Source organism: Streptomyces sp. NPDC051822 (assembly GCF_044452745.1).
In the GTDB taxonomy this organism is placed as follows: Bacteria; Actinomycetota; Actinomycetes; order Streptomycetales; family Streptomycetaceae; genus Streptomyces.
Map to the genome: position 1 here is coordinate 64,581 of NZ_JBITBZ010000010.1, position 14,432 is coordinate 79,012.

The window sequence follows — 14,432 nt, forward strand, 5'->3', positions numbered from 1 at the left end:
CCCCGGGACTACTTGACGGCGATCGGGTTGACGGGAGACCCGACGGCGCCGGTGATGGGCAGGGGTGCGGCGGTGAGCCAGAACTCGTGGACGCCGTCGGCGGCGCAGTCGTCCGCGAGGGCCTCGAAGTCCCACATCTCGCCGATCAGCAGACCGATGTGCGGGATGACGACCTGGTGCAGGGGCTGGAAGGCGTGGTCGAACTCGTTGGGCCGCACCTCGAAGCCCCAGGTGTCGGTGGCGATCGCGGTGATCTCGGCGGCGTGCAGCCAGGACGCCGTGGTGAACGAGAGGCCGGGGGCGGCGCCGCCGGCGTAGTCGCCCCAGCCCTCCCGGCGGACCCTGGCGAGCTGCCCGGTCCGTACGAGGACGATGTCGCCGCGGCCGACGGTGACCCCGTGGGCCTCGGCGGCGGCCGTCAGATGCTCTTCGGTGATGGCGAACCCGTCGGGGAGTTCACCGTCCTCGCCGGCCGTCCGGCCGATGTCGAGGAGTACGGCGCGGCCGGCGATGTGGGGCGCCATGTGCTCGATGCCGGTGACCTGGTCGCCGTCCGAGGTGACGACCTGCTCGGCCGGCCGTCCGTTCCACGCCTTGCCGTGGTCGAAGATGTGGCCCAGGCCGTCCCACTGGGTGGAGCACTGGAGCGGCATCGCGATCACGTCGTCGGCGCCGCCGATGCCGTGCGGCAGCCCCTGGTTGCCCAGTGCCGCGTCGGTGCCGGTGTCGAGCATGGTGTGGACCGGATTGGTCCGGCGGCGCCAGCCCTTCTGCGGTCCGTCGATGTCGAAACGCTGCGACAGCGAGAAGCTGACGCCTCTGCGGACGAGCGCGGCGCCTTCCCTGCGCTTGGCCTCGTCGAGGAAGTTCACGGTGCCGAGGCGGTCGTCCTCGCCCCAGCGCCCCCAGTTGGAACAGGCCTTCGCGGCCTGCGCGATGGCGCCCTCGGGATCGCTGCGGTTCATGACGCCTCCGCGCCACGAGAGGTGAGCGCTTCCTCCGCGCCACGGGGGGTGTCCGGCGCTTCCTCCGCGCCACGAGGGGTGTCCGGAGCTTCCTCCGCGCCACGAGGTGCGGGCCGCGCGTCCTCCGCGACGCACGGCGTGCGCTGCGCACCGAGGCCGGTGATCGAGGCGTCCATGACGTCGCCGTCGCGCAGCAGCCGTCCCCAGTGCATGCCGTTGCCCGCGGGCGAACCGGTGAGCACGAGGTCGCCGGGCAGCAGCCGCGCGCTCTGCGAGGCGTACGACACCATGCGCGCCACGTCGAAGATCATGTCCCCGGTGGACTCGTCCTGCATGACCTCGCCGTTCAGCTTCAGGGTCAGCCGCAGGTCACCGGTGTCGCCGACGGACTCGGCCGGCACGATCCAGGGGCCCAGCGGGGTGAACCCGGGCGCGTTCTTGCTGCGCAGCCAGTCCGTGCCGATCTGGGGCATGTCCCTGCGGAACACGGTGGCCCGGTCGGTGAGGTCGTTGGCGATCGTGTAGCCCGCCACGTACTCCAGCGCCTCCGTGGGGGACACCTGGTAGGCGGGCCGGGCGATCACGGCCGCGAGCTCCAGTTCCCAGTCCGGCTTCGCCGCCCACGCGGGCAGCGTGACGTCGTCGTAGGGACCGGTGATCGAGCTGGGCAGGCCGATGAACACGTACGGGAGGTCGTCGGCCGCCCGCCGGTCCATGATCGCGGCCGCCTCGGCGCGCGCCTCCTCCTCGGAGCGCCCGTCGGACGGATCGCGGTGCGCGACGTGCAGGTCGATCACGTGCCGGCGGTAGTTGGCGCCCGACTGGAAGATCTGCCGCGGCTCGACGGGAGCGAGGACGCGGAAGTCCGACAGCGGGCGGCGGGGCTGCCCTGCCTCGGCCGCGAGCTCCCGCAGGCGCGGGAGGACGGTCTGCCACTGCTCCAGCAGACCGCGCATCGTCAGCGCCGGGTCGGCCAGAGCCGTCCGCAGGTCGAGGACCTGGCCCTCGCGGTCGACGAGAGCGGGGAAGGCGGGGCCGTCAGCGGCCGAGAGAGTGCCGAGAGCGAAGGGCCCGGCGAAGAGATCAGCAGCGGATTGAGGTTTCACCGACATGTCCTCCTGATTGCGGTGGGACTAATCTGGACCCGCTCCGAGCAATCAGGGAAATCGATTGTGTGGATCACTTTCATTCACCGTACGAATAAGCCGTGGCTGCGCGCCGTCGGAAGGGGAATCCGCCCGTGAACCTGGCACGCCTCGACCTCAACCTCGTCGTCGCGCTCCGCGCCCTCCTCGAGGAACGCAACGTCACCAAGGCCGGCCGGCGCGTGGGGCTGAGCCAGCCCGCGATGAGCGCCGCCCTGGCCCGCCTGCGCCGGCACTTCGGCGACGAACTCCTCTCCCGGGTGGGCAGCCAGTACGAACTCACCGCGCTCGGCCAGGTCCTCCTGGACCGCACCTCCACCGCCTACGACGTCCTCGAACGTCTCTTCGCCAGCCAGGCGGCCTTCGACCCGGCCACCGAGACCCGCGAGTTCCGCGTCATCGCCTCCGACTACGCCGTCGACGTCTTCGGCGTCGAGCTCGCCCGTACCGTCTACGAAGAGGCCCCCGGCATCCGCCTGCGCTTCACCCGCACCCCCATCACCGTCGTCGACGACACGGCGAGCCTGCTCAGCGCCACCGACGGACTGCTCATGCCGCACGGCGTCATCAGCGACTTCCCCGCCACCGACCTGTACGACGACCGATGGGTCTTCGTCGTCGCCGACGACCACCCCAGCGTCGAGGACCGCCTGACCCGCCAGGACCTCGCCCGACTGCCCTGGGTCACCTATCAGCGCACCTACGACGCCCCCGCCGTGCGCCAGCTCGGGATGCTCGGCATCGAACCGCGCGTCGAGGTCTCCGTCGACAGCTTCCACGCACTGCCGGCCCTCGTCGCCGGCACCCGCCGCATCGCCCTCGTCCAGGCCCGCCTCGCCCGCCTGCTCGCCCCCATCGCCGCCGTACGCGTCCTCGAACCGCCCTACGAGGCCGTCCCGCTGCGCGAGGCCCTCTGGTGGCACCCCGTCCACACCCACGACGCCGCCCACATCTGGCTCCGGGAGACCGCGGCCAGGGTCGGCCGACGCATCGCCGACACCGACATCTGATCCCGCCGCCTCCCCGCGCCCCGGCCACCGTCCGCACGACGGGGAGAACCCGCTCCCTCCGCCATCCACCCGGTGGATCAGACCCATCGCGAACCCGGATGACGCAAGGGGTGGGCAGCACGTCCACCGGCACGCATAGTCGAGGGCACCTCCGCCCCCGGTCCAGACCTCCTCCCGCACAGGCGGGAAGTCGCAGACCGGGCGCCACCTCCCTCCCCCTCGCGCTCCGGAGTGCCGTCATGCCCGCACCCCTCGCCCCGCCGTCCCCCGACCGTGCCGCGGCCCCCGCCGGGCGCCTCCCCGCCGTCGTCCTCATGGCCGGCAGCTGCCTGCCCGTCCTCGGGGCGGTACTCCTCGCCCCCGTACTGCCCCGCATGCAGGACCACTTCGACGGCGTCCCCGGCAGTACGGCCCTGGTCCCCGTCGTCCTGACCGTCCCCGCCCTGGCCCTCGCCCTCCTCGCCCCCTTCGCCGGCGTCATCGTCGACCGGCTCGGCCGCAAGCGGCTCCTCGTGGTCGCCACCTTCCTCTACGCGCTGTTCGGGACCGCACCCCTCTGGCTGGACTCCCTCCACGCCATCCTTGTCAGCCGCATCCTCGTCGGTGTCACCGAGGCGGCCATCATGACCGCCTGCACCACCCTCATCGGCGACTACTACAGCGGCGAACTCCGCGACCGCTACCTCGCCCTGCAGACCATGTGCGCCTCGGCGTCCGCCACCGTCTTCTTCGTCCTCGGCGGCGTACTCGGCGCGGCCGACTGGCGCGCCCCCTTCTGGCTGTACGCCGTCGGCCTGCTCATCGCCCCGGTCATGGCCCGCGTCCTGCCGACCCCCCGGCCGCCCGAGCACGAAGAGCGGCCGGACACGCGGACGGCCCGACGGCCCTTCCCCGTCCGCCGCATGGCCGGGATCTGCCTCCTCACCGTCTTCGGCGCCGTGGTCTTCTACGCGGTTCCGGTCGAGATGGCCTACCTCCTGGACGACCTGGGCGTCGAGTCCACCGGCGCCATCGGCGCCGTCACCGCCGTGGCCAGCGCCGCGACCGTCCTCGGCTCCCTCGTCTTCACCCGCCTCTCCCCGCGCGGACGCCACCGGCTGCCGGCGATGTTCGCCCTGTGCGCCGCGGGCTTCCTGCTCATGGGCCTCGCCGACAGCCTCCCGCTCCTGATCGCCGGAGCCGTCGTCAACTGCGTCGGCACCGGCATGCTGTTGCCGTCGCTGGTGACCCGCGCCATGGCCCGGCTCGGCTTCGCCGACCGTGGGCGCGGCATGGGCCTGTGGACCGCGGCCTTCTTCCTCGGGGAGTTCCTCTGTCCGCTGGTCCTGCTGGCCGGCAAGGGCGCGGCGGGCAGCCTCGCCACCGCCGTCGCCCTCCTCGGAGCGGCCACCGCCGTCGTCGCCGCCGCGCTCCTTTCCGCGGTGCTCCGCACTCCCGCGACCGCGGGGCCGCCCATGGACGACCGGTGACATGGGAATGAGCCGCTCCCCGGGTCCGGAGACAACGGACCCGTGGGGGCCGTCCCTACCGGGCGCTGGGCCCCGCGGTGCTGAGTCGCACGACCAGCCGCGGGATCATCGTCGTCTGCATGGCGCGGTCGCGCCGCCCTTCGACGCGCTCGATCAGCATCCTCGCCGCCGCCGCGCCCATGGTGTGCCCGGCCTGGTCGACGCTGGTGAGCTGGACCGGGGCGAGCGAGGCGATCGCGGTGTTGTTGTAGCCGACGAGCGAGACGTCGCCGGGGATCGAGAGCCCCAGGTCGGCGGCGGCCCGGTAGATGCCGAGGGCCGCGATGTCGGCTCCGGTCAGGATCGCGGTGGGCCGCTCGTCGCCGGTCAGCAGGGCGAGACCGGCGGCGTGTCCGCCGTCGTCGGAGTAGGCGGCGTGGTGCACGCGCGCCCGCGCGGCGAGGCCGTGACGCTCCATCGCCTTGAGGTAGCCGTCGGCCAGGGCGATCTCGGGCGGCCGCTGCCAGCGCCCGGTCCCGCTGCCGGCCGCCGACACCAGGGCGATGTCCCGGTGTCCGAGTCCGACGAGGTGGTCCACCACCAGGCCCGCCCCGAGGTCGTCCGCGTCGGTGACGGAGTCGTGCACGTCGGACGCGTCGTGGTGTCCGATGACCACGGTGGGTGTCTCCGCGGCCGTGGCGAGGACCTCGGAGCGCGGGGTCGCGGGGGCGATGAGGATCAGTCCGTCCATCTGACGGTCCACCATGGACCGGGTGGTGCGGGCCTGTTCCTCCGCGCCGAACCCGGCCGCGCCGATCAGCACCGTGTACTCGCTGTCCGCGAGTTCCTCCCGGATGCCGTCGAGGATGTCGGCGAAGAACGCGTTGCGCACGTTGTCGAGCAGGACACCGATGGTGTACGTGCGCCCGCGCATGCCGCGGGCCGCGGCGTGGGGGCGGTACTCCAGTTCGGCCATGGCCGCCCGGACGCGCTCCTGCATGGCCGGGCTCACGCCGTAGGCGTTGCGCATGACCTTCGACACGGCGGCGGTGGACACGCCGGCATGGCGGGCGACGTCGGTGATCGTCACCCGCTTGGTGTTCCTCGGCGTACTGTCCGCGGCCATGAGAACCCTGATCTCCTCGTGATTGGTGCAACGGTCTACGCGCCACGTCGTGGGGCGACTCCAGGGGCCGCCCCTTCAGTCGACCAGGCGGAGCTGATGTTACGCGTCTGTGTCTTGACGATGCCAGAGGAATGGCGTCATGGTGTAGCCGACTCGGATGGAGAACGTTCTACACGACTCCGTTCCACGCGGCCGGTTTTCCCGCCGCCCCGGCGCCCGCTCGGCGCCCCTCTCCTCTCTCACGATCCTGGGAGTCACCAGTGCCCCACCGCACGATCCGCGCCCGCCGTACGCGTCTGACCCTCCTCTCGGCCGGAGTCACGTCCCTGGCCGTGTTCGCCACCGCCTGCGGCGGCAACGGTGGCGGCACCTCCGCGGCGCCCAAGGACTTCACGTACCTCAGCGTCACGGAGAACACGACGACGAGAACGGCGCTGACCACCCTCTCCAAGGGCTCCTGCAAGACCGAGAACGTGGCCCTGCCGCTGAAGGTCGAGACCGTGCCCCAGGCGAGCCTGGACCAGAAGCTCCAGCTGCTCGCCGGCCAGAACGCCCTGCCCACCCAGTTCGCCGCGGGCAACGCCCCCTCGCTCACCAAGCAGCTCGCGAAGTCCGGCAAGGTCGCCGACCTGGAGCTCGAACTCCAGCGGCTCGGCGTCCTCGACCAGCTCGAACCGGCCGCCGTCTCCACGATCAAGGCCCTGTACGGGGGCAAGCTGGAGGCGCTGCCCTACGAGTACAACATCGAGGGAATCTTCTACAACAAGAAGATCTTCGAGGAGAACGGGATCGCGGTCCCCGGCACCTGGGCGGAACTGCTCGCCGCCTCGGGCAAGCTCGACGCCAAGGGCGTCCAGCCGTTCTCCGCCTCGGGTCAGCAGGGCTGGCCGCTCACCCGCCTCATCAGCGGCTACCTCTACCGCAGCCTCGGTCCCGACGCCCTCGACAAGATCGACTCCGGTACGGCCAAGCTTACCGACCCCCCGTACGTCAAGGCTGCCGAGGAGATCGCCGCGCTGGGCAAGAAGGGCTACTTCGGCAAGGGCGTCGGCTCCATCGACTACGACACCGCGATGAACCAGTTCCTCACCGGCAAGTCCGCCATGTTCTACATGGGCAGCTGGGCCCTGGCCAACATCTCCGACCCGAAGCAGAACAAGGTCGGTGCCGAGAACGTCGGCTTCATGCCCTTCCCCGCTGTCACCGGCGGCGCCGGCTCCGCCGACCAGTACCCCTCCAACGTCGGCCTGGCCATCACCCTCGGCTCGAAGAACTTCGACAAGAAGACCGGCGCGTGGGTGAGCTGCGTCGCCCGGAACTACGGCACCACCGCCCTGAAGGACCACGGCTCGATCTCCGGCTTCAAGGTCAACACCCCGGTCAAGGACGCCAACGAGGTCACCTCGACCGTCCGCAAGACCATCAGCTCGTCCCAGCAGAACGTCCTGTGGTTCGAGGCCCTCTTCAGCACCAAGGCGACCACGGTCAGCCAGACCAACGCCGCCGGCCTCGTCACCGGCAGCGTGAGCCCCCAGCAGTTCATGGAGACCGTCCAGGGCGCGCTCGCCGGCCGCTAGGTCCTGTCGTTCGGACCCGTGAGGCGGGCGGCGCCGCCACCAGCAGGCGAGCCGCCCGCCCCGCCCGGCCGGCCCCTTCACCCGACACCGAAGTGGACACCACTCTCATGCACCGCGTACTCGGTGACCGCAGGGCGATCGCGATCCTGCTCGGTCCCGCACTCCTCGTCTACACACTGATCATGCTCGTCCCCACCGTGTGGTCGCTCGGGTACTCCTTCACCCAGGGCAACTCCATCGACGGCTTCACCGGCAACGGCCTGGCCAACTTCAGCAGGCTCCTGTCCGACCAGGCCGTCCACGACGCCCTCTGGTTCACCCTGAAGTACGCGGTCGTCGTCACCGCGGGACAGGTCGTCGCCGGCTACCTCCTGGCCCTGCTCTACGTCTTCTTCCTCAAGCGGGCCTCCGCGCTCATCCGCACCCTGGTCTTCTTCCCGGTCGTCCTGCCCACCGTCGCCGTCGGCCTGCTCTTCCAGAAGCTGTTCCAGGTCGCCCCCCAGACCGGCCCCGTCAACTCCCTGCTCAACGCCCTCGGTCTGGAGTCCGTCGACTTCTTCGGCAGTGCGGGAAGCGCCTTCTGGGTCCTGGTCGTCATGGACATCTGGCGCTCCATGGGCTTCTACGCCGTCCTCCTGTTCGCCGGACTCGTCGACATCCCCGACGAGGTCCTCGAATCGGCCCGGCTCGACGGAGCCTCCGGCCTCCGCCTCGTCCGCCACATCGTCCTGCCGCTGTCCCTGCCCGTCCTCATGTCCTCGTTGATCTTCAGCATCAACGGCACCCTGAAGGTCTTCGACTCCGTCGTCGCCCTCACCAACGGCGGACCGGGCAGCGACACCACCCCGCTGACCCTGTACATGTTCCAGACGTCGTTCACCTACAGCGAGTACGGCTACGGAAGCACCATCGCGCTGCTCCTCACCGTCGTCTGCCTCCTGGTGAGCCTGGCGGTCTACCGCGTCTCGCGGCGCGACATCACGGAGGGCTGAACCATGGCCGTAGACACCCCCCTGAAGACCGCGACTCCCGCACACCGGCGCACCGGACAGCGGGCCCGCCGCCCCTTCCGCGGCACCGGCGGCCGCCTGTGGACCAGGATCGCCGTCGCCCTGCTGCTCGTCGTCGAGGTCTACCCCCTGATCTGGATGTTCCTCACCTCGCTGAAGTCCAACAGCGACTACCTCGACAACTCCACCTGGAGCCTGCCCACCACCTGGGAATGGGGCAACTACGTCGAGGCGTGGACCACCGGGAACATCGGCCTCTACGTCAAGAACAGCCTCCTGGCCGTCGTCCCCGCCCTGGCCCTCGTGCTGCTCCTGGGCACCGCCGCCGGATTCGCCCTGCAGGTCATGGTCTGGAAGGGCCGCAGCCTGACGCTCGTCGTCTTCCTCGCCGGGATGATGGTCCCGCCGCAGATGATCCTGCTGCCGCTGTTCACCGTCTACTTCCAGGCCGGCCTCTCCGGCACCCTCTGGCCGCTCGTCCTCACCTACACCGGCACCGGCCTCCCCCTGACCGTCTTCATGATGGCCACCTACTACAGGACCGTCCCCAGGGAACTCTTCGAGGCGGCCACCCTCGACGGCGCCGGCATCCTGCGCGCCTTCTGGACCATCAGCGTGCCCATGGTCCGCAACGCCCTCCTCACGGTCGGCCTGGTCCAGTTCTTCTTCATCTGGAACGACCTCCTCATCGCCCTGACCTTCACCAACAGCCAGGACCTGCGCACCATCCAGGTCGGCCTGCTCAACTTCACCGGCGACTTCGGAGCCACCCAGTACGGCCCGCTGTTCGCGGCGATCTGCATCAACGTCCTCGGAACGCTCGTGATCTACCTCTTCCTCAACCAGAAGGTCATGAAGGGCCTCACCTCGGGAGCGGTCAAGGGCTGAACCGCCCCCGCCCCGCCCGCCCGAGCACACGAAAGGTCCCTTCCTTGCAGTCCCTCCCGCCCTCCCCGGTGCGCTTCGAGCACCTGCCGGACGGCCTCGGCGTCGGAACCGGCACCCCCCGCCTCTCCTGGACCACGCCCCCCGAGGCCGGCGACCAGCAGGCGTACGAGATCGAGATCCGCCGCGGCGGCCGGACCCACCGCACGGGCCCCGTCGCCACCGCCGACCACCACCTCGTGCCCTGGCCCGCCGAACCCCTCGTCTCGCGGGAACGTGCCGCAGTCCGCGTACGGACCTGGTCCGCCACCGGCACCGAAGCCTCGCCCTGGAGCGCGCCGAGCCCCGTCGAGGCCGGTCTGCTCGCACCGGAGGACTGGACCGCCGTACCCGTAGGAGCCGCCTGGGACGAGGACCCCGCGGCGGAACGCCGCCCGGCCCGCGTCCGCGGACACTTCAGGACCGACGGCAAGCCGATCGCCCACGCCCGGCTCTACATCACCGCCCACGGCCTGTACGAAGCGGAGATCAACGGCACCCGGGTCGGCGACGAGACCCTGGCCCCCGGCTGGACGGTCTACCCCCACCGACTGCGGTACCGCACCCACGACGTCACCCCGCTCCTCACCGACGGCGCGAACACCATCGGCGCCTGGCTCGCCGACGGCTGGTACCGCGGCAAGTACGGCTTCGACGGCGGCACCCGCAACATCTACGGCACCGACCAGTCCCTCATCGCCCAACTGGAGATCACCCACACCGACGGCACCACCACCGTGGTCGCCACCGACCACACCTGGCAGGCCGCCTTCGGCCCGATCCTGACCAGCGGCCTGTACGAGGGCGAGACCTTCGACGCCCGCCTCGACGACCCGCACTGGGCCACCCCGTCCGCACCCCAGGACGGCTGGACCCCCGTACGGACCGGGAAGCGGGACCCCAGGACACTCGTCGCGCCCCAAGGACCCCCGGTCCGGTGCACCCAGGACATCCCCCCGACCACCATCACCCGCACCGCCGACGGCCGTCACCTGCTCGACTTCGGCCAGAACCTCGTCGGCCGGCTGCGCCTCACCGCCGACGGACCGGCCGGCACCACCCTCACGCTCCGGCACGCGGAAGTCCTCCAGGACGGCGAACTCGCCACCCGCCCCCTGCGCGAGGCGCACTCCACCGACACCCTCGTCCTGCCGGGCACCGGCCCGTACACCTGGGAACCCCGCTTCACCCTCCACGGCTTCCGCTACGCCGAGATCAGCGGCTGGCCCGGCGAACTCACCCCCGAGGCCGTGACCGCGCGCGTCCACCACACGGACATGCGCCGCACCGGCTGGTTCGAATGCAGCGACCCCATGGTCAACCGCCTCCACGAGAACGTCCTGTGGAGCATGCGGGGCAACTTCGTCGACATCCCCACCGACTGCCCGCAGCGCGACGAGCGCCTCGGCTGGACCGGCGACATCCAGGTCTTCGCCCCCACCGCGAGCTTCCTCTACGACTGCGCCGGCATGCTCGACTCCTGGCTCACCGACGTGGGCCTCGAACAGCTTCCCGACGGCACCATCCCCTGGTACGTGCCCGTCATCCCCGGCGAACCGATGTGGACCCCCATCCAGCCGGGAGCCGCCTGGGGCGACGTCGCCACCCTCACCCCCTGGGTCCTCTACCGGCGCTTCGGCGACCTCGAACTCCTGCGGCGCCACTACCGCACGGGCAAGGCCTGGGTCGACCTCGTCGAGCGGCTCGCCGGCCCCGACCGCCTCTGGGACACCGGCTTCCAGCTGGGGGACTGGCTGGACCCGGCCGCCCCGCCGGAGGACCCCGCCGCAGGACGCACCGACCGCCACCTCGTCGCCACCGCCTACTTCGCCCACTCCGCCCGGCACCTCGCCCACGCCGCCCGCGCGCTGGGCCACACGGCCGACGCCGTCCGGTACGACACACTCGCCGACGAGATCACCACGGCCTTCCAGGGCCGCTACGTCCACGCCGACGGCCGCATGTCCAGCGACAGCCCCACCGCCTACGCCCTCGCCCTCGCCTTCGACCTCCTGGACGCCCCCCGGCGGCAGGCCGCGGGCGATCGCCTCGCCGAACTGGTCCTCCTCGACGACGCCCGCATCGCCACCGGCTTCGTCGGCACCCCCCTCGTCTGCGACGCGCTCACGGACACCGGCCACCTGGACACCGCCTACAGGCTGCTGCTCCAGACCGACTGCCCCTCGTGGCTCTACCCCGTCACCATGGGCGCCACCACCGTCTGGGAGCGCTGGGACAGCCTCCGCCCCGACGGGACCCTCAACCCCGGCGGCATGACCTCGTTCAACCACTACGCCCTCGGCGCCGTCGCCGACTGGCTCCACCGAGTCGTCGGGGGCATCGAGCTCACGGCCCCCGGAGGCGCCGTCCTCACCTTCCGACCCCGCCCCGGCGGCGGCATCACCTGGGCCCGCACCCGCCACGAGACGCCCCACGGGACCGCCTCACTGTTCTGGGAGACCACGCCCTCCGGCCTGAAGGCCCGCATCACCGTGCCGCCGAACTGCACCGCCGTCGCCGAGCTGCCGGGTCGGGACCCCGTCGGACTCGGCCCCGGCACCCACACCTTCCCCGCCACCGAAGGCGACTGACGAAGACCCGGAAAGGGAATCCGAGTCGCCGCTCCATCCCCAGCACGCGACTTCGGCGGCCCCGGCCGCCCCCACCGTTTGGAGAGCCGCTGTGAACCGACGTACCTTCCTGTCCTCCGCCATCGCCACCGCCCTCGCCGTCAGCATGGCCCCCGCCGCCACCGCGGCCACCGGCCGGGCGACCGCGGGCACCGGCCGGGCGATCGCCGCGACCGACCCCCGAGCCGTCGAGCGCGCCGACGCCCTCCTCGCCCGGATGACGGCCGCGGAGAAGGAGGCCCTCGTCCGCTGCGACTTCGCCGCCCTCGGCCACCTCGGCATCCCCGCCCTCACCATGGTCGACGCCTCCGCAGGACTGCGCGGCGAACAGAACGTCACCGCCTTCCCCGTCCCCCTCGCGCAGGCCGCGACCTTCGACGAGGACCTCGCCCGCCGCATAGGCGCCGCCATCGGCGCCGAAGGCCGCGCCAAGGGCTACAACACCCTCCTCGGCCCGACCATCGACCTCACCCGCACCTGGCACTTCGGCCGCCAGGCCGAGAGCCTCGGAGAGGACCCGCTCCTCGCCGGCCGCCTCGGCGCCGCCCTCACCACCGGCATGCAGAGCCGCCGGGTCACCGCCACCGTCAAGCACTTCGCCGCCTACACCCAGGAGGTGAACCGCTTCTTCACCGACACCCGGCTCTCCGACCGCGCGATGCACGAGATCTACCAGGCGCCCTTCCGCCGCGTGATCGCCGCCGCGCCCACCACCTCGGTCATGATGGCCTACCCCAGGATCAACGGAACCTTCGCCACCCAGAACCCCACCCTCTTCGACGACGTCAAGACCCGACTCGGCCTCCAGGGCTACACCGTCCCCGACTTCTGGGCCGGCGACGACCAGGTCGCCGCCGCCAGGGCCGGCATGGACCTCGCAGGACTCGGCCCCGCCGGCGTCAAGCTCGTACCCGGCGCCCTCACCGGCGGCGCCGTCCCGGCGGCCCGCCTCCACGACGCCGCCCGCCGCATCCTCCTCACCATGTTCGCCAACGGCCTCGTCGACAACCCCGTCCCCGCCCCGGCCCAGGACGTCAGCACCGCCGAACACAAGAGCCTCGCCCACGAAGCCGCCCTCGCCTCCACCGTCCTGCTCGCCAACCGCTCCTCGGCCCTGCCCCTGCCGTCGACGCTCACGTCGCTCGCCGTCATCGGACCTGCCGGCACCGACACCCTCACCGGCGTCGCCGGCTCCACGTACGTCGACCCCGGCACCTGGACCACCCCGCTGCAGGCCATCAGGACCCGCGCCGGCAGCGGCGTGAAGGTCACCCACGCCCAGGGCACCACCGGCGACGTACCGCTGGCACCCGTCCCCGCCACCGTGCTGCGCACCACCGGCGGAGCCGCCGGACTCACCGGCCGCTACTACGCCACCGCCGAGCCGGTCGGCACCCCCGTCGCGACCCGCACCGACACCGTCGTCGACTTCACCGGAGCCCCGCTCGCCACCCTCCCCGCCGTCTGGTCCGCGACCTGGTCGGGCACCCTGACCCCGACCCACACGGGACTGCACCGCTTCTCCCTCCTGCCCGCCGGCACCGCGACCCTGAGGATCGACGGCGCCACCGTCGTCTCAGGATCCCGCGGCACCCGCCGCTTCTTCCTCGGCACCTACGACTACCCCGTCCAGGGCACCGTCGAGCTCACCGCGGGAAAGACCGTCACCGTCGAGCTCACGTACAGCAACGCCACCGCCGACCCGGGCACCAGCGGCCTCACCCTCGGCTGGCAGCCCGCCTCCCTCATCCCGGCCGCCGTCCAGGCGGCCCGTACCGCCGACGCCGCCGTCGTCTTCGTCAACCGCATCGCCGGCGAAGCCATGGACCACGAGCAGTTCGCCCTCCCCGCGGACCAGAACCGGCTCATCACCGCCGTGGCGGCGGTCAACCCGCGCACCATCGTCGTCCTGAACACCGACGGCCCCGTGGCGATGCCCTGGCTGGGCGACGTCGAGGCCGTCATCCAGGCCTGGTACGGAGGCCGCGGCACGGGCACCGCACTGGCCGCCGTCCTCTTCGGCGACAGCGACCCCTCGGGCCGGCTGCCCGTCACCTTCCCCGCCGCGGCCTCCCAGGGCCCCGGCGCCACCACCGCGACCTACCCGGGGCAGAACGGCACCGTCTCCTACGACGAGGGGACCGCCATCGGCTACCGCTACTACGACGCCAAGGGCCGGCAGCCCCAGTTCCCCTTCGGACACGGCCTGTCCTACACCACGTTCGCCCACGGCTCCCTGGAAGCCGCGTACGACGCCACCACCAGGACGGTGACCCTCTCCGTGACCGTCACCAACAGCGGCAACCGCCAGGGGACGGACGTCGTCCAGGTCTACGCCACCCTCCCCGGCGCCGCGTCCGCGGAACCCCGCCGCCTCGTGGCCTTCCACAAGCTCACCCTCGCCCCGGGCGCGAACCGGAGGGTCGCCTTCACCATCCCGGCCGACGACCTGACCGTCTGGAACTCCGGGACCTGGACCCTCGTTCCCGGCCTCTACACCTTCGCCACCGCCCGCGACTCCCGCGCGATGACCGCCCAGCGGTCCCTCTCCCTCGGCTGACCCTCGCCGGAGGCCGGGGTGCGGCACCGGCGGACGC

General features: G+C 71.8%; 10 protein-coding genes. 7 read left to right on the forward strand and 3 right to left on the reverse strand.

The genetic code is table 11. The features are described 5' to 3' along the window. Window positions 1–8 precede the first annotated feature (8 nt). Window positions 9–965 carry a cyclase family protein gene (locus ACIA8N_RS27035; RefSeq protein WP_365786729.1) on the reverse strand — a complete coding sequence of 319 codons (957 nt, stop codon included), beginning with the start codon at window positions 963–965 and terminating at the stop codon, window positions 9–11. Then, window positions 962–2,077, reverse strand: a complete 1,116-nt coding sequence (locus tag ACIA8N_RS27040) for a fumarylacetoacetate hydrolase family protein (protein WP_365786731.1) — start codon at window positions 2,075–2,077, stop codon at window positions 962–964. Before ACIA8N_RS27040 ends, ACIA8N_RS27035 begins: the two co-directional genes overlap by 4 nt. A gap of 128 nt (window positions 2,078–2,205) precedes the next feature. On the opposite strand from ACIA8N_RS27040, the gene ACIA8N_RS27045 reads away from it, so the two are divergent. Both ACIA8N_RS27045 and ACIA8N_RS27050 read left to right on the forward strand, forming a co-directional pair. Then, window positions 2,206–3,120, forward strand: coding sequence for a LysR family transcriptional regulator (locus ACIA8N_RS27045; RefSeq protein WP_365786733.1), 915 nt, complete (start codon window positions 2,206–2,208; stop codon window positions 3,118–3,120). Between the two features lie 239 nt (window positions 3,121–3,359). Continuing rightward, complete coding sequence (locus ACIA8N_RS27050; RefSeq protein WP_365786735.1) at window positions 3,360–4,589, forward strand: MFS transporter; 1,230 nt, start codon at window positions 3,360–3,362, stop codon at window positions 4,587–4,589. A gap of 55 nt (window positions 4,590–4,644) precedes the next feature. On the opposite strand, the gene ACIA8N_RS27055 is transcribed toward ACIA8N_RS27050, so the two are convergent. Next, a complete protein-coding gene (locus tag ACIA8N_RS27055) occupies window positions 4,645–5,694 on the reverse strand; it encodes a LacI family DNA-binding transcriptional regulator (protein WP_365786737.1) in 1,050 nt (349 codons plus the stop codon). Window positions 5,695–5,954: 260 nt separating this feature from the next. On the opposite strand from ACIA8N_RS27055, the gene ACIA8N_RS27060 reads away from it, so the two are divergent. The 5 genes from ACIA8N_RS27060 to ACIA8N_RS27080 all read left to right on the forward strand — a co-directional run bounded on the left by ACIA8N_RS27060 (window position 5,955) and on the right by ACIA8N_RS27080 (window position 14,395). Then, window positions 5,955–7,271: an extracellular solute-binding protein gene (locus ACIA8N_RS27060; RefSeq protein ID WP_365786739.1), complete on the forward strand. Its 1,317-nt coding sequence runs from the start codon at window positions 5,955–5,957 to the stop codon at window positions 7,269–7,271. Between the two features lie 107 nt (window positions 7,272–7,378). Continuing rightward, window positions 7,379–8,263 carry a sugar ABC transporter permease gene (locus tag ACIA8N_RS27065; RefSeq protein WP_365786741.1) on the forward strand — a complete coding sequence of 295 codons (885 nt, stop codon included), beginning with the start codon at window positions 7,379–7,381 and terminating at the stop codon, window positions 8,261–8,263. Between the two features lie 3 nt (window positions 8,264–8,266). Further along, the gene (locus tag ACIA8N_RS27070) at window positions 8,267–9,169 is read left to right on the forward strand and encodes a carbohydrate ABC transporter permease (protein ID WP_365786744.1); all 903 of its coding nucleotides are present in this window, start codon (window positions 8,267–8,269) and stop codon (window positions 9,167–9,169) included. Window positions 9,170–9,213: 44 nt separating this feature from the next. Next, a complete protein-coding gene (locus ACIA8N_RS27075) occupies window positions 9,214–11,796 on the forward strand; it encodes a family 78 glycoside hydrolase catalytic domain (protein WP_365786746.1) in 2,583 nt (860 codons plus the stop codon). A gap of 91 nt (window positions 11,797–11,887) precedes the next feature. Beyond that, a complete protein-coding gene (locus ACIA8N_RS27080) occupies window positions 11,888–14,395 on the forward strand; it encodes a glycoside hydrolase family 3 C-terminal domain-containing protein (protein ID WP_365786748.1) in 2,508 nt (835 codons plus the stop codon). Window positions 14,396–14,432: the final 37 nt, after the last annotated feature.